This is a genomic window from Rhodococcus oxybenzonivorans, from assembly GCF_003130705.1.
Taxonomy (GTDB): domain Bacteria; phylum Actinomycetota; class Actinomycetes; order Mycobacteriales; family Mycobacteriaceae; genus Rhodococcus_F; species Rhodococcus_F oxybenzonivorans.
This window is the reverse complement of record NZ_CP021354.1, coordinates 1,679,426-1,697,445: the sequence shown is the minus strand read 5'-3', so window position 1 is coordinate 1,697,445 and position 18,020 is coordinate 1,679,426. Positions and strand designations below refer to the sequence as shown.

General features: G+C 67.2%; 21 protein-coding genes. 12 read left to right on the top strand and 9 right to left on the bottom strand.

The annotated features are described in order from the left end of the window. Positions 1-37: 37 nt before the first annotated feature. The 3 genes from CBI38_RS08160 to menD form a co-directional block, all read right to left on the bottom strand. Positions 38-1,183 (bottom strand): glycosyltransferase family 4 protein, encoded by a 1,146-nt coding sequence (locus tag CBI38_RS08160; protein WP_204164891.1) that lies wholly within the window; start codon positions 1,181-1,183, stop codon positions 38-40. Between the two features lie 73 nt (positions 1,184-1,256). Beyond that, on the bottom strand, positions 1,257-1,694 hold the full coding sequence (locus CBI38_RS08155) for a DUF3592 domain-containing protein (protein ID WP_109327935.1): 438 nt from the start codon (positions 1,692-1,694) through the stop codon (positions 1,257-1,259). After that, positions 1,691-3,316 (bottom strand): 2-succinyl-5-enolpyruvyl-6-hydroxy-3-cyclohexene-1-carboxylic-acid synthase, encoded by a 1,626-nt coding sequence (gene menD, locus CBI38_RS08150; RefSeq protein ID WP_109327934.1) that lies wholly within the window; start codon positions 3,314-3,316, stop codon positions 1,691-1,693. The genes CBI38_RS08155 and menD overlap by 4 nt, the downstream gene beginning before the upstream one ends. A gap of 93 nt (positions 3,317-3,409) precedes the next feature. On the opposite strand from menD, the gene CBI38_RS08145 reads away from it, so the two are divergent. Together CBI38_RS08145 and CBI38_RS08140 are read left to right on the top strand one after the other, a co-directional pair. Then, on the top strand, positions 3,410-4,006 hold the full coding sequence (locus CBI38_RS08145; RefSeq protein WP_109327932.1) for a flavin reductase family protein: 597 nt from the start codon (positions 3,410-3,412) through the stop codon (positions 4,004-4,006). A 60-nt stretch (positions 4,007-4,066) separates the two neighbouring features. Continuing rightward, the gene (locus CBI38_RS08140) at positions 4,067-4,894 is read left to right on the top strand and encodes a siderophore-interacting protein (RefSeq protein WP_109327930.1); all 828 of its coding nucleotides are present in this window, start codon (positions 4,067-4,069) and stop codon (positions 4,892-4,894) included. A gap of 55 nt (positions 4,895-4,949) precedes the next feature. On the opposite strand, the gene CBI38_RS08135 is transcribed toward CBI38_RS08140, so the two are convergent. Genes CBI38_RS08135 through CBI38_RS08125 form a run of 3 tightly spaced genes read right to left on the bottom strand, consistent with a single transcriptional unit; the run spans position 4,950 to position 7,101 of the window. Next, the gene (locus CBI38_RS08135; RefSeq protein ID WP_109327928.1) at positions 4,950-5,396 is read right to left on the bottom strand and encodes a DUF6918 family protein; all 447 of its coding nucleotides are present in this window, start codon (positions 5,394-5,396) and stop codon (positions 4,950-4,952) included. A 45-nt stretch (positions 5,397-5,441) separates the two neighbouring features. Beyond that, positions 5,442-6,443: an o-succinylbenzoate synthase gene (locus CBI38_RS08130; protein ID WP_109327926.1), complete on the bottom strand. Its 1,002-nt coding sequence runs from the start codon at positions 6,441-6,443 to the stop codon at positions 5,442-5,444. Positions 6,444-6,447: 4 nt separating this feature from the next. Continuing rightward, positions 6,448-7,101 carry a PaaI family thioesterase gene (locus CBI38_RS08125; protein ID WP_109327924.1) on the bottom strand — a complete coding sequence of 218 codons (654 nt, stop codon included), beginning with the start codon at positions 7,099-7,101 and terminating at the stop codon, positions 6,448-6,450. Between the two features lie 72 nt (positions 7,102-7,173). Here CBI38_RS08125 and CBI38_RS08120 point away from each other — a divergent pair, with 72 nt between their 5' ends. The 8 genes from CBI38_RS08120 to menE all read left to right on the top strand — a co-directional run bounded on the left by CBI38_RS08120 (position 7,174) and on the right by menE (position 12,434). After that, positions 7,174-8,067, top strand: a complete 894-nt coding sequence (locus CBI38_RS08120; RefSeq protein ID WP_109327922.1) for a 1,4-dihydroxy-2-naphthoyl-CoA synthase — start codon at positions 7,174-7,176, stop codon at positions 8,065-8,067. Between the two features lie 75 nt (positions 8,068-8,142). Then, positions 8,143-8,592 (top strand): hypothetical protein, encoded by a 450-nt coding sequence (locus CBI38_RS08115; protein ID WP_109327920.1) that lies wholly within the window; start codon positions 8,143-8,145, stop codon positions 8,590-8,592. A gap of 3 nt (positions 8,593-8,595) precedes the next feature. Beyond that, a complete protein-coding gene (locus CBI38_RS08110) occupies positions 8,596-8,991 on the top strand; it encodes a VOC family protein (protein ID WP_109327918.1) in 396 nt (131 codons plus the stop codon). A 79-nt stretch (positions 8,992-9,070) separates the two neighbouring features. Next, positions 9,071-10,285, top strand: a complete 1,215-nt coding sequence (locus CBI38_RS08105) for an inorganic phosphate transporter (protein ID WP_109327916.1) — start codon at positions 9,071-9,073, stop codon at positions 10,283-10,285. Between the two features lie 12 nt (positions 10,286-10,297). Further along, complete coding sequence (locus tag CBI38_RS08100; protein ID WP_109327914.1) at positions 10,298-10,567, top strand: hypothetical protein; 270 nt, start codon at positions 10,298-10,300, stop codon at positions 10,565-10,567. 47 nt (positions 10,568-10,614) lie between these two features. Next, a complete protein-coding gene (locus CBI38_RS38880; protein ID WP_208962345.1) occupies positions 10,615-10,992 on the top strand; it encodes a DUF3349 domain-containing protein in 378 nt (125 codons plus the stop codon). 3 nt (positions 10,993-10,995) lie between these two features. Then, positions 10,996-11,295 (top strand): DUF3349 domain-containing protein, encoded by a 300-nt coding sequence (locus CBI38_RS38875; RefSeq protein WP_208962346.1) that lies wholly within the window; start codon positions 10,996-10,998, stop codon positions 11,293-11,295. Beyond that, complete coding sequence (menE, locus tag CBI38_RS08090; protein WP_109334936.1) at positions 11,292-12,434, top strand: o-succinylbenzoate--CoA ligase; 1,143 nt, start codon at positions 11,292-11,294, stop codon at positions 12,432-12,434. Before CBI38_RS38875 ends, menE begins: the two co-directional genes overlap by 4 nt. A gap of 564 nt (positions 12,435-12,998) precedes the next feature. Here the strand turns inward: menE and tatA are convergent. From tatA to CBI38_RS08070, 3 genes are read right to left on the bottom strand one after another with little or no spacing between them, the layout of a single operon-like run. Next, positions 12,999-13,166 carry a Sec-independent protein translocase subunit TatA gene (gene tatA, locus CBI38_RS08080; RefSeq protein ID WP_109327910.1) on the bottom strand — a complete coding sequence of 56 codons (168 nt, stop codon included), beginning with the start codon at positions 13,164-13,166 and terminating at the stop codon, positions 12,999-13,001. Next, the gene (locus tag CBI38_RS08075; protein ID WP_109327908.1) at positions 13,166-13,840 is read right to left on the bottom strand and encodes a Rid family hydrolase; all 675 of its coding nucleotides are present in this window, start codon (positions 13,838-13,840) and stop codon (positions 13,166-13,168) included. Before CBI38_RS08075 ends, tatA begins: the two co-directional genes overlap by 1 nt. Before the next feature lie 29 nt (positions 13,841-13,869). Then, the gene (locus tag CBI38_RS08070; protein ID WP_257792469.1) at positions 13,870-15,474 is read right to left on the bottom strand and encodes a flavin monoamine oxidase family protein; all 1,605 of its coding nucleotides are present in this window, start codon (positions 15,472-15,474) and stop codon (positions 13,870-13,872) included. Positions 15,475-15,675: 201 nt separating this feature from the next. Here CBI38_RS08070 and CBI38_RS08060 point away from each other — a divergent pair, with 201 nt between their 5' ends. After that, the gene (locus CBI38_RS08060) at positions 15,676-17,190 is read left to right on the top strand and encodes an APC family permease (protein WP_109327902.1); all 1,515 of its coding nucleotides are present in this window, start codon (positions 15,676-15,678) and stop codon (positions 17,188-17,190) included. Further along, the gene (locus CBI38_RS08055; RefSeq protein ID WP_109327900.1) at positions 17,190-17,930 is read left to right on the top strand and encodes an IclR family transcriptional regulator; all 741 of its coding nucleotides are present in this window, start codon (positions 17,190-17,192) and stop codon (positions 17,928-17,930) included. The genes CBI38_RS08060 and CBI38_RS08055 overlap by 1 nt, the downstream gene beginning before the upstream one ends. Positions 17,931-18,020 lie beyond the last annotated feature (90 nt).

Sequence of the window (18,020 nt, the reverse complement as noted above, 5' to 3'; positions counted from 1 at the left end):
GGCCGCGCATGCTCGGGGAACGGTCCCCGTGCCGTCGTCAGGCAGCCCGGGACGCGCGGAAGCCCGCATTCCCGGTGACCTCGGCGTAGTGGTCGAGCAGCTCGCTGCAGATGGCAGGCCACGTGCGGTGGAGCACCGATCGCCGCGCCGCCTCACCGAAGCGCGCCCGCATCCGCCGGTCACTCAGCGCCTCGACGGCACTGGGTAACAGCTCGGCGAACCGCTCGACCGGCAACAGGTACCCGTTGCGGCAGTGCGTGACGAGGTCGCGTGGCCCTCCGGCGTCCGGGCCGATCACCGGAATGCCGCTGGCCAGCGCTTCCTGGACGGCCTGGCAGAACGTCTCGTGCTCACCCGGATGCACGAACACGTCCAGGCTCGCGTAGGCCTCCGCGAGTTCGGTGCCGCCGAGTTGGCCGGTGAAGACGGCATCAGGCATCAGCTTCTGCAAACGGCCCCGCTCCGGCCCGTCGCCGATCACCACGAGCTGGATTCCGGGGTGTCCGGCCAGCGCGGCAAGTCGCTCCACATGCTTTTCCGGAGCGAGCCTGCCCACGAACCCCACGATCAGACGGTCCGGCTCCGCCGACCAGGAGTCGCGCAGGTCCGTACTGCGGCGAGACGGCGCGAATCGGCTGGTCTCGACTCCGCGGGCCCAGCGGTGCACGCGGGGAATGCGCTGCTCGGCAAGGGCCTCGACCGCAGACGTCGACGGCGCCAGGGTGCGCGTGCATCCCTTGTGGATGCGGCGGGTCCAGGCCCACGCCGCGCGGCTGGTAATTCCCAGGCCGTAGCTTTCGGCGAAACCCGCGACGTCGGTCTGATAGATCGCCACCGTCGGCACGTCCAGGCGGTGCGCCGCGCCGAGCCCGCCCGCGCCGAGCAGGAACGGCGACGCCAGGTGAATCACGTCGGGCTCGAACGCACGCAGTTCCGCCGTGAGTCCCGGTTGCGGCAGTCCGACGGGGAGGGAGCTGACTTTCGGAACCATGACCGCGGGCACCCGATAGACGGGCACACCGTCGTGTTCCGTCGAGGCAGGGGGCTGTGAACCGACGGTGCCCGGGGCGACGACCATCGCCTGGTGTCCGTCCCGCTGCAAATGCTCGAGAACCCGGAGCACCGAATTGGTCACACCATTCATGTTGGGCAGGAACGACTCCGCGACGATCGCTACTCTCACGACGCACAGCGTGGCAGTGCCCGTGGTCAGGGCGGCGAGAACGATGTGACCGACGCGCGAAGTTCCGGCGAACTCACGATGACATTGCCGGAGAAACCGCCGCGTCCTCTCGTCTGCGTAGATACCAGATCAGCGGTCCCGCGATGAGCCAGGTGACGACGATGAGCGACCCGGCAGGGATCACGGCGACACTCGCATCCCGGCCGGACACCCGGACGAGGTCCGGGTCGGCCCGTGCGTACTCGACGTCGATCCGTTGTCCGGCCGTCAACCGCGTCGGGTACAGCACACCCAATTCCGGATTGTGCGTCACGCCGTCGGGCGTCACGAAGCTGATCGCCGACCGCAAGGAGCCGGCCGACAGCACCTCGGCCGTCGCGACACCCATGTCCGACTGGATCGTGCGGTCGTTCCGCCACGCTGCCACCACCAACAGCACGGCGAGGATCGAGATGCCGGCGGCCGTGACGACGATGCCGCGCCGCACCCGGCCCGTCACCCGTGGATTCACAGTTGCGCCCGGACCGCTGCATGCAGTTCGCGCAGGCCGGAACGCTCGGTGGTCACCTCGAGCACCCGGATTCCGCGTTCACCGGGCGTCCCGGGGTTGTGCAGTTCGGCGGACAATTCTTCGAGCCCGACGAGGTGGTGCTCCACGCGGTAGGCGGCGCACAAGGCGGCGAGGTCCATGCCGTGTGGTGTGCCGAAGACCCGTTCGAACACGCCCGCGTACTGGGGGTCGCCCTGTTCGAGCAGTTCGAAGATGCCGCCGCCGTCGTCGTTGGCCACCACGATGGTGAGATCACGGGGACGCGGTTCTCCCGGTCCGATGAGCAGCCCGGAGGCGTCGTGCAAGAACGTCAGATCGCCGAGCAGAGCCACCGTGCGGCCCTCCTCGTAGGCGAGGGCCGCCCCCACCGCGGCCGACACCGTGCCGTCGATCCCGGCGACTCCACGATTGGACAGAACCCGGATCCGCGGCGACGGGTAACTGACGAGCGCGGCATCTCGCACCGGATTGGACGCCCCGAGGAGCAGTTGGTCACCGTCGGACAATGCGTCCATCACAGTGGCGGCGACGTGCAGGCCGGTTGCCTTCGGATGGGACGCCAGCTGGGCCCGCACCGCTTTGTCCGTGTGCTCGGTGAGGGTCCGGCAACGGGCGATCCAGGCCGGGTCCGGTTCACCCGAGACCACGGCGCGGGTGCCCGTGGCGAGAACGTTGCCGGAGACGTCGGGCCAGCGCGGGCCGGTGGTGAGCGCGTACACGGCCACGACCGGATCGGCGAGAAGTTTCGACACCGGCCGGTGCAGGGTCGGGCGGCCGGTGATGATTGCCTGCCGCGGTTTGAGCTGGGGCAGCGCCATCGGATGCACCGGAATGCCGTGGAGCGGCGCTGTCGGCTCGGCGACCGTCGGGAGTCCAGCGAGCTCGGGCCGTAGAGCCGACCCGTGACCGGAGATGACGATGGTGTCGGGGGTGAGGTCGAGCTCGACCGGCACGTCGAGCGTCGCGTGCTGCGTGGTGGTCCACGCCGCCCCACCCGGCCGTCCCTGCGGGATCGGCCCCTGCGCGTGGACGTCAGGAACGAGCGGTTCCCGGAGCGGAATGTCGAAGTGCACGGGACCGGCGTTGCCCGACCTCGTGCCGCGCGCGGCGGCGAGGACCCGGCACACGGCCGAACGCCACTGGCTGTTCTGACCGGCGTCGTCCTCGGCCAGCCCCAGGCTGATGGTGGCGCGGACCTGGCTCCCGAACAGGCCGAGTTGCTCGATGGTCTGGTTGGCGCCGGTACCGAGCATTTCGTAGGGGCGGTTGGCACTGAGCACCACGAGCGGGACCCGGGCGTAGTTGGCCTCGAGAACGGCCGGGCCGAGGTTGGCCACGGCGGTACCCGAGGTCATCACGATGGGCACCGGCCGACGACCGGCGACGGCCAATCCCAGCGCGAGGAATCCCGCGGTCCGCTCGTCGATGCGCATGTGCAGGCGCAGTCGACCCTCGAGGTCGGCCTTCTGCAGCGCGAAGGCCAACGGTGCGTTGCGCGAACCCGGGCAGAGCACAACCTCGCGTACTCCCCCGCGGACCAGTTCGTCGACGACCGCGGTGGCTTGTGCAGTGGACGGATTCACACCATCCAGAGTGTCAGATCCACCGGCCGGTTCTGTCGGCGACCTCGTCAGGTGAGTTCGCGGCCACACCCCCTCCGCTGACACGATGAACAGATGCGCACAGTCTTCGACCCCGCCGAACTTCCGCCCCGCCGCATGTACCAGGTACTGACCGCGTCCGTGGTGCCGCGACCGATCGCCTGGGTGTCCACCCTCTCGGAGGACGGGATAGCCAATCTGGCCCCGTACAGCTTCTTCTCGGTGTCGAGCACCAATCCACCGGTGGTGCAGTTCACGTCCGTCACCCGCAAGGACAGCCTGCGCAACATCGAAGCCACCGGGGAGTTCGTGATCAACGTGGCGACCGAACCTCTCATGAAGGTGGTGAACGCCAGTTCGGCCACCTACGACCATGACGTCGACGAGTTCGCGGCGCTGGGGATCGAGACCGAGCCGAGCGAGCACGTGCGTCCCGTGCGGGTGGCCGCCTCGCCGGTGGCGATCGAATGCCGCCTCGCGCGAATCGTTCCGGTCGGTGATTCGTTCGTGGTGATGGGCGACGTGCTGGCGGTTGCGGTGCGGGACGAGGCGGTCGCGGAGGACGGTCTGCCCGACTTCGCGTCCCTCGCCCCGCTCAGCCGCCTGGGCCGCAACGAGTGGGGGTTGCCGCCCGAAGTCGTGTTGCTGGACCGACCGCAACGACCCGAATAGTCGATCGATTGGTTAGGCTTACCTGACAAAATCGATTCCCTAGCCGGAAAGTAACCATCCATGGCCCAACGCAGCAAGTTCGTCAAACCCGAGACTCGCCGAATTGCGTCCGCCCGGGTGGTGGCAGGCAAGCAGATCAGCCCCAACTTCATCCGCGTCACCGTGGCGGGACCCGAACTGGACTCCGTGACGCCGATGGGCTTCGACCAGTGGTTCCGGATGTTCATCCCCCAACCCGGACAGACCACTCTGCGGCTGCCGACCAGCGCGAGCAACCTCTGGTACGCGCAGTACAAGCTGATGTCGAAGGACACCCGGCCCGTCGTGCGCAACTACACGATCCGCGACTACCGCGCCGCCGGCACCGGACTGTTCGGCGAAGAGACCGAGATCGACATCGACTTCGCCTCGCACGGCGACCTGGGTCCGGCTTCGGCCTGGGCCGCGTCCGCGTCGGCGGGCGACGAGATCGCGATCCTCGACGAGGGCCGGATCTACAACCCGGCGCCCGGCGCCGAGTGGCAACTCCTGGTCGGTGACGAGAGCGCGTTGCCGGCGATCGTCGGGATTCTGCGATCGGCGCCGCGGAACCTTCGAGCCGAGGTGTTCGTCGAGATCGCGGAAGCCGCAGATGCACAAGACGTTTCGGTGGGCGACGGAGTGAACGTGCACTGGCTGGTCCGCGAAAACGCAGGTGCCCGTCCGGGGCTGCTTGCGTTGGAGACGGTGCGGCAGGCAGATCTTCCGACCGGGCCGTCGTACACGTTCGTCGCCGGGGAAAGTGACTTACCGACGGCTCTTCGACGCCATCTCGTGAACGACCGGCACGTTCCCAAGACACACATTTCGTTCACCGGCTACTGGCGCCACGGCCACGCCGCCTACTGACCACAGGAAGCGGCGAAGTACGCGGACGCGCACTTCGCCACTTCCAGAGGTTCGTTCAGTTGGCGTGCTTCTGGACGAGTGCGCCCAGACGCGGAAGTGCTTCGATCACATTCTTCTTCGCGGACGGGCGCAGCGAGTTGTACACCTTCTTGACCGCGCCACGGTCACTGTTCTCGATGCGCTCGTCGGTGACACCGAGGAGCGAGTCCGACACGTCGTCGCCGCGGGCGACGAGGTAATCGGCGAACGAATCCTGGCCGCTGGCGGTGAAATCCTGCCAGTACGGCTCGAGCTTGGTGACGAACTCGGGCAGCAAGCCCTCGATAGCATCCGGCACGATGGACGGTCCCACCTTCTTGACCGCGGCGTAACCACCCTTCAATGCCAGCCCCGAGGCCCCCGACTTGTCCGAAACCTCCGCGTCGATCAGAGCCTGCACATCGGCGATGACCGCCGGCACACGTGCCTCGTCGAGCAGGGTTTCGTTCAGAGCTGCAACCACTTTCAATGCCTCCGTATTGACTGAGCGATCAGGTCCGGCCAGACACTATACGAAAAGCTGCGGGTCGCGTTGTTCGAGCAGGCCATGACACCGGCGCACCCGCTCGATCCACCAGCGGGCACGCTCGGGCGTTGCCGCGAGGTCGGCGACCCGGGCGGGGTCGGGAGTCACGGATGCGACGCCCAGCGCACCGTCCACGGGCTCTCTGGGCTCGGCCACATCCGACTCGAAGAGTCCACCGGTTCCCAGTCCACACGCGAAATGCAGGTCGGGCAGTGCGGCCGCGGCCGCGACACCGGCGGCAATTCCCACGGCGGTGTCCAACGCACTCGACACGACCACCGGGACCCCGTACTCGGACAACTCGTCCGCAAGCGCGAGGAGGCGGCGCATTCCACCGAGGGGGGCGACCTTCACGACGGCGATGTCGGCGCCGCCTGCGCGAACCACCTTCAGCGGGTCGTCCGCACGCCGAATGCTCTCGTCGGCGGCCACGCGGACAGCGGGCACACGTCGGCGTACCTCCACCAGCTCCGGCACACTCGCGCACGGTTGTTCCGCGTACTCGAGCGGCCCGTCTGCCGTGAGTGCGTGCAGCGCCGTCACCGCCTCGTCGACCGTCCATCCACCGTTCGCGTCGACGCGCACGCAGGGAATGTGGGCGCGGACGGCGTTCACCCGTGCGACGTCGTCGGCGAGATTCTGACCGCGCTCGGCTACTTTCACTTTCGCGGTTCGGGCTCCCGGGTATCGCCCGAGGAGGGCGGGGACCTGTGCGGCGTCCACCGCGGGAACGGTCGCGTTGACAGCCACCCGGTCGCGGAGTGTGGGCGGCGGACCGATCCAGGCGGCCTCGATCGCCGACTGCAGCCAGTGCGAGGCTTCGTCGTCCGCGTATTCCGGGAAGGGAGCGAACTCGCCCCATCCCGCGGGACCACGCACGAGCATGGCTTCTCGGGTGGTGATGCCGCGGAAGCGCACCCGCATGGGCAGACTTACCACGACCGCGTCGGCCAGGACCTCGTCGAGGGTAGGCAGAGAGGACACGAGGTCAGGGCTGTCCGGGCAGAAGCTCGAGCATGAGGGCCTCGCAGTCGGCGAGCAACGTGTCGCCCTTCTTCAGCTGCGCAGTGATGAACGTCTTGCGCCCCTCTACCCGGTCGACGCTGCCCTCGACGGTGAGCGGTGTGTTGAGCGGTGTGATCGCCCGATAGTTCACATGCAGGTACGCCGTGCGACTGATGGGCCGCCCGTACGCGTGGACGATCATTCCCATCAGGTCGTCGAACAGCAGCGGCAGCGTGCCGCCGTGCGCGGCGCCGTTGCCACCGAGGTGGTAGCGACGGAACTCGCCCGCGCTGCGCACCCCGTCGGGTCCGAACTTCTCGATGTGCCACGGCGGCATCAGCAGGCTCCCCCGGCCCGGCAGCTCGATCGTCCGTCCGGCCGGCGACCGCCCCTCGGGAACCACGTACGGTGTGAGCACTGCGGCCAGCTTCTCCACCTGGTCAGCCGCCTGCGCGACAACGTCGTCGGGGGCGTCCACCGACACCGCCAGATCCTGCAGGGTGCGCATTCCTTCCACGAACCGCGCCCAATCCGGGCCGGGGGTGACCGCCTCGTACTTGGGGAACCCGCCGTGGTGCTCGTAGTCGTCGTCGCGCTTCCCGTCGACACCGGTGACGTCCGCAGCCTGCTCGCTCATACCTGCACGGTAAACCCGGGCCGAACTCCCGCGCGCGGACACCCACCGGCGGCACCCGATAATCTCGGAGCCGTGACCTTCAACCCACAGCACTGGCGACCCGTACCCGGCTTCGAGAACCTCACGGACATCACCTATCACCGGCATGTCAGCGAGGGCATCGTCCGGGTGGCGTTCGACCGTCCCGAGGTGCGCAATGCCTTCCGTCCACACACCGTCGACGAGCTCTACCAGGCACTCGACCATGCGCGGATGACGTCCGACGTGGGCGCCGTCCTCCTCACCGGCAACGGGCCGAGCCCGAAGGATCAGGGCTGGGCGTTCTGCTCGGGCGGAGATCAGCGCATCCGCGGCCGCAGCGGATACCAGTATGCGGAAGGGGAAACCGCGGACACCGTCGATCGGGCCCGCGCCGGGCGCCTGCACATCCTCGAGGTTCAGCGATTGATCCGGTTCATGCCGAAGGTCGTCATCTGTCTCGTCAACGGCTGGGCCGCAGGCGGCGGGCACAGCCTGCACGTGGTGTGCGATCTGACACTCGCCAGCCGCGAACACGCCCGGTTCAAGCAGACCGACGCCGACGTCGGCAGCTTCGACGGCGGCTACGGCAGCGCCTACCTCGCCAAGATGGTCGGGCAGAAGTTCGCCCGCGAGATCTTCTTCCTCGGCGAGACGTACACCGCCGAGGAGATGCACCGGATGGGCGCCGTCAACAAGGTCGTCGACCATGCCGAACTCGAGGACGTCGGAATCGAGTGGGGCGCCAGGATCAACGGAAAGTCCCCGCAGGCGCAGCGCATGCTGAAATACGCGTTCAACCTGCAGGACGACGGCCTGGTCGGACAGCAGTTGTTCGCGGGAGAGGCAACCCGCATGGCGTACATGACGGACGAGGCCGTCGAAGGTCGCGACTCGTTCCTCGATAAGCGCGAACCCGACTGGAAGCCGTATCCCTGGTACTTCTGAGCCGCTCCCCTTCCCGGGCATCGTGGAAATGGCCACGCGCCAGCGCGGATTCACCGATTCCGGCACACTGACCACATGAGCACCGACCGCGAGCTCCCGGCCCCGGAACACCGCCGTCCGCCCGGAACCGGCGACGACACCGTCGCCGCGCTCGGGAAGTTGTCCGAATCCCTCGAAACCGTCGAGCGGGCCCGCGGACTGCTGTACTCGTTCCACCAGCTGATCGGGCACGCCGACCTCCAGCTAGGTGACGCCGTCGACGCGTTGCGGTCGGCGGGTCACGGCGCGACGGCGGACCGCCTGGAGACCGAGTTGGTCGGCCTCAACGTGCTCGACGGACGGTGGACCTTCCAGGTCGTGGAAGAGTTCGACGACGGGTATTGGTCCACCTTCCGTGAACTCGAGCGCGCCGCCCGTGACGAACTGCTGGACGGTCGTCGCCACCTGTTCGAGGCGGAGATGAAGGAAGCGCGACGCACACACGGCCGGGCAGGTCACGAAGCCCGCCCGAGCAAAGGAGAGTGACGGGTGGAAATCCTCAGCAGCAGGACGATCCTGCGGCCACGGGACTACGCGACGACGCTGAGTTTTTACCGCGACATCCTCGGACTCGCCACCGCCCGCGAATATCCCGGGGGCACGGTGTTCTTCGCGGGGCAGGGACTCATCGAGGTGGCCGCCCACGGCGCCGCGGACACTCCGTCGACGTTCGACGGTGCCCTGTGGCTGCAGGTCCGCGACCTCACCGCAGCACAGACCGAACTGGTCCTCGCCGGGGTCAAGATCAACCGCGAGGCCCGGCAGGAACCGTGGGGACTGCACGAAATGTGGATCGCGGACCCCGACGGAGTACCGATCGTGCTGGTGCAGATTCCGGAGGATCACCCCCTTCGGCGCGACACCCGGCCGGTGAACGACCGGTGACGCGGGGCCAAACGCCGGGCCACCTCGAGGTGTCCGACCTCAGCTGTACTTTTCGAACTTCGATCCGCACAATCTGGGTGTGACCGCAGAGCTCGTAGTTCTTCTGGTGGTGGTCGTCACCGCCCTCGCTTTCGACTTCACCAACGGCTTCCACGACACCGGAAACGCAATGGCCACCTCGATCGCAACGGGAGCTCTGCGACCCAAGACCGCGGTCGTGCTCTCCGCGTCGCTGAATCTGGTCGGCGCATTCCTGTCGGTCGAGGTCGCCGCGACCGTGGCCAAAGGTGTCGTGAACCTGGGAACGGTGGGCGGTGAAGATCTCCTGCTCATCGTGTTCGCGGGACTTGTCGGCGGCATCATCTGGAACCTCGCGACCTGGCTGCTCGGTCTGCCGTCGAGCTCCTCGCACGCGCTGTTCGGTGGCTTGATCGGTGCGGCCATCGCGTCCATCGGCATGAGTGGTGTCGAGTGGGGCGGGGTCCTCGGCAAGGTCGTCATTCCGGCACTTCTCGCCCCTGTCGTCGCAGCGCTGGTCGCCACGGCAGGTACTAAACTCGTCTACCGCATCACCTCCACCGTGCCGGAGGGAACGAAGCAGCACGGGTTCCGCGTCGGCCAGATCGGTTCCGCCTCGCTGGTGTCGCTGGCGCACGGAACCAACGACGCCCAGAAGACGATGGGCGTGATCTTCCTCGCACTGGTCGCGCACGGCAGCATCACCGCCGACGACGAGATGCCGTTCTGGGTCAAGCTCAGCTGCGCCGTCGCCATTGCCCTCGGCACCTATCTCGGCGGTTGGCGGATCATCCGCACCCTCGGCAAGGGCCTCGTCGAAATCGCCGCCCCGCAAGGCATGGCCGCCGAATCCTCGTCGGCCGCGATCATCCTGACGTCGAGCCACCTCGGACTTCCGTTGTCCACCACACACGTCGCCACCGGTTCCATCCTCGGCACCGGGCTCGGCCGCAAGGGCGCCGAGGTTCGCTGGGGCATCGCCGGACGTATGGCGGTCGCGTGGCTCATCACTCTCCCCTCGGCCGCGTTCGTGGGCGCCGTGTGCTGGTTCCTCGCGCACATCATCGGCGGCCTCGCCGGCGTGCTGGTCGTGTTCGCGGCACTCATCCTCCTCGCCGGGTTCATGTACCTACGGTCCCGCAAGCAGCCGGTGCACTCCGGCAATGTCAACGCCGAGTGGGAGCCGGGCGCAGAGCATCCCGCGACCACGGCTGTACCATCCCCAGCCGGCTCGGAGATCTCCGAGTTGCCCAGACCCACCACCACCAACCACTGACGGGAGCTGCTCATGACCCTCTTGACCACCACCGTCAACTCGCTCTGGCAAGTGATCCTCGTCGGACTGCTGTTCGGTGCGGGACTCCCCGCCATCTTCGCTCTCGGACTGAAGTCGCTCAGCGCAGGAGCCGGAGGTGACACCCCGGCACCGCAGCCTTCCGTCGCAGGCCGGATTGGTGCCGTGGCCTGCTTCGCCGTCGTGCTGATCGCGATCATTACTGGGATACTGCTGTTGATGAGCGACTTCCTGGCCAGCACGTTCGGTATCCACATCTTCTGAGCGGCGACCGCGAGGTCCCCACTCCATCGACGAAAGAGGCCGAACGCGTGCCCAAATATTCACTTCGTTCCGTACTCGATTGGCTCCGCGCCGGATACCCCGAAGGGATTCCGGCGAAGGACCATTTCGCGTTGCTGGCCGTGTTGCGTCGTCGACTCACCGATGAGGAAATCGAGCAAGTGGTGGCGCTGTCGATCGAAACGGCCCACGAACACCCGAATCGCCATGTCGATTACGACAGCATCCGGCGCCTCATCAGCGAGATCACCCACGAAGAGCCGTCGGAGGAGGACATTGCGCGGGTCACCGCGAACCTCACCGCGGGAGGGTGGCCGGTCGCTGGTGACACTGCGGGCGGGTGGCCGGTCGCCGGCGACACCGACGAGGGTGCGGGTGATCCGAAAGAAACACGCGACGCGGGATAGCCGATGAGCCTTCCACCGTTCCTCACTTCCATCGTCGGGTGGCTGCGAGCCGGCTATCCCAATGGTGTGCCCGAGCAGGACTACATCCCGCTGTTCGCGTTGCTCACTCGCCGCCTGTCCGAGGACGAGGTGGATGCCGTCGCCGACGCTCTCGTCGAGGAAGGTGATCTCCCCATCGAGAAGACGGACATCCAGGTCCTGATCACCAAGGTCACCGACGAGTTGCCACTCGAATCGGATGTCGACCGGGTTCGCAGCAATCTCGCCGCGGGCGGATGGCCGTTGGCCGGGCCCGCCCAGTGAGCGAACTCCAGGTCCTTCCCGTCCCGTCGGGCGTCGGGGTTGTCGGCATTCTGCCGCTGCTGTCGGAGTTGCTCGACGGAACCGCCCCCGCTGCGCTGCCCGTCCCGGCCGCGGACGAGCGGGAGACCCGGCGACTGACCGACGCCTTGCGTCCTGGGGAGCCGATCGACGACGGTGTCGCACTCGTCGTGGCGACTTCGGGTACGACGGGCGTGCCCAAAGGTGCGATGCTCACGGCGGCTGCGCTGCGCGCGAGCGGTGAGGCGACACACGCGAGACTCGGCGGGCCTGGCTCCTGGCTCCTGGCGCTGCCCGCCCACCACATCGCGGGGATGCAGGTGCTCCTGCGCAGTGTGCTGGCGGGCACCGAACCGGTCGTGGTCGATGTGACGGAAGGTTTCGATCCCGCAGTGCTGCCCGCCGCGGTCGAGACCATGACCTCACGTCGCCGCTACACGTCACTGGTTCCGACGCAGTTCGTCAAGGCCCTCGACCACCCCGGCGCGGTGGCGGCACTGGCCTCCCTCGACGCCGTCCTGCTCGGCGGCGCAGCGACACCGGCCCCGGTGCTGCAACGCGCCCAGGAGGCTGGGATCACCGTCGTCCGCACCTACGGCATGAGCGAAACGTGCGGGGGATGCGTGTACGACGGGATCCCTCTCGACGGCGCTCGGGTCCGGATCGACGACGGCCGCGTCCTGCTCGGGGGACCCATGCTGGCGACCGGTTACCGCGGCATTCCCGACCACCCCGCGTTCGCCGAACCCGGCTGGTTCCGCACTGACGACTCCGGGTCGCTCACCGACGGAATCCTCAGCATCACCGGCCGACTGGACGAGGCCATCTCCACCGGCGGCCTCACCGTCGTACCGCAAGTAGTCGAGCGCGCACTCAACGAGCATCCGGCCGTGCGTGAATGCGCCGTCTTCGGCCTCCCCGACGAACGACTCGGCCGGCGTGTCACCGCCGCCGTCGTCGCCGAATCCGGAACCCTCCCCACGCTCGACGAACTGCGGCAGTTCGTCGAACGCACCCTCGACCCCACCGCTGCGCCCCGCGAACTGCACCTCGTCGACGCCCTCCCCCTCCGCGGTCCCGGCAAGGTCGACCGCCGCGCCCTGGAGTCCAGGTTCGGGTAGGGCGCACCTGTTTGCGCTGATTTTCGCCAGCCGCGGTCGCAATGGTCGCGCGCCTGGCCAATGTCTCCGCGGATGGAGTTGTCCACAGGCTGCGCTCTATCCCCAGGGTCGCGCTGAAGTCCTGGTGAGCACGCCAGCCCTGTCTGCCGCGTGCTGCACGATGTCCGCCATGACCGACGATCTTATCTTTCGACGCCGAGCCTTGGCTGACGGCATCACCGACGCCGAGGATCCGACGCGCGCGACGGTCCGGACAACTTGTGCGGATCGCCACGGACACGTACGTCTCGGACGCGCACTTCGCCGGACTCGACGCGTGTGCACTGCACCGAATACGCATCGCTGCGGCCCTGACGTCGGGTTCGAAGTGATCCGGTGGACGTGGAAGGACCTTTTCGACTTCGCTGTCGTCAAGGCGCGGTACGACAGGGCCTGCGCACGTGCGCGGCACCGACGGTGAAGGACACTTGCAGAGACATTGGCTACCTTCCGACGCAATTCGGAATTACCTGCGCATCCGACCACTGTCTCTGCAAGTGCAGGCGTCGCCTCCCGCCCGGGCTCCTACTTCTCCAGTTCGGGGGCGTCCGCCTGCAACTCCCCCACCTCGGTTTTGAGGATTCGCATGGATCGGCCGAGACCGCGCGCAGCGTCGGGCAATTTCTTCGACCCGAAGAGCACCACCAGAACCACCGCGACAATCGCCCAGTGTGACGGGCTCATCGCTCCCATTACTGCGGCTCCTCACCGTCGGGGTACACGGCGTCCACCTCGACCTCGACGAGCCATCCCGCTGCCGGCAAGCTCGCCACCTCGAGGGCGAATCGGCTGGGACGCGCGGAGTTCCGTTCCATCGGCGCGGCCGGTTCCGCGATGCCGAGGGGAACCAGTTCGGTGTCGCCGGTGTCGAGGTTGGTGTTCGCGAAGAACTGCCGGTAGGCGCGATTCCAGCCGGCGTAATCGGCGCGGTCCGTTCCAGGGGCGTTGTCGAGGAACACCCGCATGGTCACGACGTCCTCGAGCGTCAGCCCCTGCGCCTCGAGATTGTCGCGAATCCGCTTCAGGGCATTGATGCCCTGCGCTTCGGTGATCGTGACCCCGGCCGGGAGTGCGCCGCCCGTGAACACGTCGGTGTCGATGTACGACTCCGGGGTTCCCTCGGGCGCGGCTTTGTTGGACGCACCCGGTCCGATCCCGCTCGACTTGTAGACCGCGGTGCCACCGCCGATCGCCACCCCCTGCGCGATCATCGGATTCGCCGCGCCCGCTTCGAGAACGGATTTCGAGACGAAGGTGCTGCCGGGCGCCTCGGCTGCGGCCTCGTCGGAGGAGCACGATGTCGCCCCGGCGATCAGAGCGGATGCTGCGAGCGCGGCGGTCACGGCCTTGGTACGAAAAGACTTCACAGTTCAGAACTCCTTGTCAGAGAGGAAGGTCAGGCTTCTTGGGCCACGCGCTCGTGGATGTGGGTGACGACGTCGCGGGCGGACGTCAGAGCGCCGTGCTGCCAGGCGATCGCATTGGACAGGTGGTCGCCTGCGAAGTAGATCTTCTCGACCGGTTCGAGCAACTTCTCGTACTCGGGGGTGGCCGCCCCGCCGTGGGAGCCACCGCTTCCCGCCCAGTTGACCCACGCGCTCTCGGAGTACTTGGTGCGACGCCAGCTGCCGGAGAACGACGAGGAGATGTCGCGGGTGTACTTCTCACCGTGGATTTCGGAGCCCTCCGCGATCGCCTTGGCGAGCCGCTGCCGGTGGGTGAGCGACTCGAACGCCTCCTGCCTCTTGCCGCTGCTGTAGTAGGCGACGACCACGCCTCGATCGGAGTTGTAGTGGTCGTACGGGAACATGATCTGCGAGATGTCCTTGTCGGTGTTGGATGCGCCGCCGTAGATCCGGTCCTCCGTCTCCCACCACCGGCGCGAGTACTCGATGCCGAGCTTGCCGGACGACGACGGCTTGGCCGCCTTCAGCGCGGTGAGCACGTCGGCGGGCAGGTTGTTCTGCAGACGTCCGATCAGGTGTGGCGGGATCGTGCAGATCGCGTAGTCGGCGGTGATCGACTTCTTCGAGCCGCCGGCGGTGTATTCGACGGTGACGCCCTCGGACACGTTCTTCATCGACGTCACCTCGGCGCCGAAGACGATGTTGTCGGTGCCGATCCTGTCCTGAAAGGCGTAATAGATGCGGTCCATGCCGCCGACCGGGGTGAACATCATCATCGCCTGGTCGTAGCCGAAGTCGAAGCTGAAGTTTCGGCCGATGCCGCTGCGGATCACTTCCTGCATCGCGAACGGCTTCTTCGCGCTGCCGAAGTCCAACCCGGCGCCGGGCTCGGAATCGTAACCGCGACGCGAGGATCCGAGATATCGGCCGTCGTCGGACAGGTCACCGAAGTCACTGAGGAACTCCGACAACGCGTCTTTGTCCTCTTGGGTCAGCACCTGGTCCAACGCGCCCTGATCGGTTGCCTTCTTCAACAGTTCCGACATGTAGCCGAACGTGTCGGCCTTCGCGGCCCGGTACGTGACGGACTGGCCCGACAACGACGTGTCGCTCTGGTAGTTCACATACGTATTGGCGTTCTGGTTCCCGAAGCCCTGGATCTCGACGCCGAGTTCCCGGCAGTAGTCGAGGGTGATGTGGCTCTGCGGGATGCGGGTGGCGCCGACGTTGTAGAAGTGGCCCTCGGAGAAGGTGCACTTCTGCGTCTCACCGCCCAGGTCCGTTTCCTCGGTGCCGGCCCGCGCTGTCCAGACACGTCCACCGGGGCGGGTGCGCGCCTCGAGGACGGTCACCGTGTACCCCGCCTTCTGCAGTTCGTACGCAGAACACAGGCCGGCGGGACCGCCACCGAGTACGACCACCGAATGGCTGCCCTTCACCTTGCCGATGAGGTCACCGGCGGCGAGTGGCGTGAAGGTGCGGGCGGGCGCGGCGGTCGACGGCGCCAGCCCGAGCGTCGACATCGCGCCGTACGCAAGGCCTGCGCCTCCGGTGGCCCCCAGGCCCTTCATGAAAGATCTACGTGTGAATGCCAATTCGCGCTCCCATTCGTGCGCCCGGTGACCCGGGTATCTGTCGGGACTCATCCTGGGAGCACTACGAGTCGGGAACTTGTCGGCCGCGAAACAGTTCTGGGCATTCGAGCGAGAAGGGGCACACCGCTTTCTCACTCCCGGGGCGCAATTCGACCCTGAACCGAAACTTTCCGGCAACACGGGCGGACTAGTTTTCGGCGAATGTCAGCCCTTTCCGACGCAATCGTGCGCTCGTTCGCCACCGGCGAGCCCGAGCGTCAGGCTCTCTCTCCGTTGCGAGCCCTCGGGCGACGGCAACTGTCGGGGCTGGAGGTCCTCGCGCAGTCGGTGGCCACCACCGCCCCCGCGGTCTCGATGGTCGTCCTGCCCGTCACCATGTTCACCCATCAGATGCTTCTGAGCGGTGTGGTCACCCTCGTCGTCGCTACGGTCGTGATCACGCTGATTGCGGTGTGCGTCTCCCAGTTCACGCGGCGGATGGCAGCGGCAGGCGGCATCTACAGCTTCGTATTCCAGGGACTCGGTACCCGGGCCGCCCTCACCGCCGGCGTGGCCATGCTCACCAAGTACCTCGGTAGCGCCGTCATGACCCTGTACCACGGCGGTCAGGCCGTGATCACGACACTCGGTTTCCTCGGACTGGAGATGCGTGGTCCCGCCGACCGGGTACTGATTTATGCCGGCATCGCACTCGTCATTCTCGGATGTCTGGTGCGGGGCGTGCGGTTCGCGGCCCTCGCCATTCTCGCCATCGAAACATGTTCGCTGCTCTTCATCATCGGCCTGATGGTGGTGACGGGCGCGGGCGGGCAACACGCCGTGGTGCCGCCCCAAGACTCGTCGCACGGTCTCCTGACCATGGCGCTCGTTGCCGTGTTCGCTCTCGCCGGTTTCGAGAGCGCCACCTTCTTCGGACCCGAGGCCAAGCGCCCCCTCGCGACAGTGACCCGGACCGTCGTCCTCACCCCGATGATCTGCGGTGCCTTGTTCATCTTCGCCGGCTGGGCCGCGTGGTCCGGCCGCGCCGACACCCTCGTCAACGCCTACCTCCACGGCACGTCGACCGGTGTCGCCCCAGCGGTCGTCATCGCGCTGAATCTCGGGCTCGGGACGTCGTGGCTGGCCTCGGCGATGGCGTCGTCCAACGCCGCCTCACGCCTCGTGTATTCGATGGGCGTCGAATCAGTGGTTCCGCGGCTGTTCGCGCGCGTGCAGCGCGGCTACCGCACTCCGTATCCCGCTCTGGCCCTGATTGTCTGCACCGTATGCGTGGGCGCAGCGACCTTCGGAATAGTCGGCAGGTCGACCGCATTCGGTCACGTTCAACTGGCAGCACGCACGGCGGTGATCGCCGCCTATGTGCTGGTCGCGGTGGCGTCGGTTCGATTCCTCCTCCGAATTCAGGAGCACACCGCATTGACCTTGTGCGCCGGGGTCGCGGGCAGCGCAGCCGGTGGAACCGTCCTCACCTACCTATTGTTCACCACTGCCTCACACGGCCTCGTCATGGTGCCCGCGGTGATGCTCACGCTGCTGCTGTCCGGTTCTGCCTGGCAATTGTTCCTCCAGTGGCACCATCCCGCGGGTCTGATGTCGATCGGCGTGTTCGACAGCGCCGAAACGGAGGACGTACTGCCGGGTGCGGGCGTGTTCGTCACCGATGCGACGGGCAACCTGGCATTGACCGCGAGTGCGCGAACCCACGAGATGCGCTGATGGCGAGGAGGACCGGGGAGCTCGCGGGACACGAACCCCGCGCCGTGCAGAAAGCACTCGCACTACTCGAGGCTGTCGCCCAACTGGGCTCGGGAGCTACCGCCAAGGACGTCGCCGCCCATGCGGGTATCCCCCAGGCGACGGCCTATCGGCTTCTGAATCTGCTCACCGCAGACGGCTATCTGGTGCGAATCTCCGACCTCTCCGGATTCGCACTCGGTCGCCGCACCCGGCAACTCGCGGGCGCCGACACGCCGGACGCAGTCGATCAGCACGCGATCGTCGAGGGACTGCGGTCTCAGGTGCGGTTCGGTGTCTACCTCGCATCGTTCACGGGGGGCGCGGTCCGGCTCGTCGACAAAGACCCCGACCACGAACTCAGCGGTGAAGGCACCATCACGGCGCATCCGCATGCGTCCGCCATCGGGAAGATCCTCCTCGCGGCGCGCCCCGAACTCGTACAGCAGCAACTGCGCCGGGTCACGTCCCGCACGATCACCGACATCTCGATGCTGAACGCCGAGTTGGAGACCATTCGGCACACCGGTTCGGCCCGGGAAGTGGACGAGATTCGTATCGGCCGCAGTTCCGTCGCCGTCCCCGTGCGCGACTCCCGACACGGAGTGGTCGGCTGCCTCGCCGCGATCGGGAAGACCGGACGGCTGGCCGTCGGCGATCCGGAGTTGACCGACCTCCTGCACGCCTGCGCCCACCGCCTCGGCGCCGGTGTGTCGGCCTGAACAGATCGCAGCCGTTACCGGTTCGCCCCGCCCGGTAACACTCAGGTACTGGTCCACCGCATTCGGCGGTGGTGCGGAGTGCAAAGATCG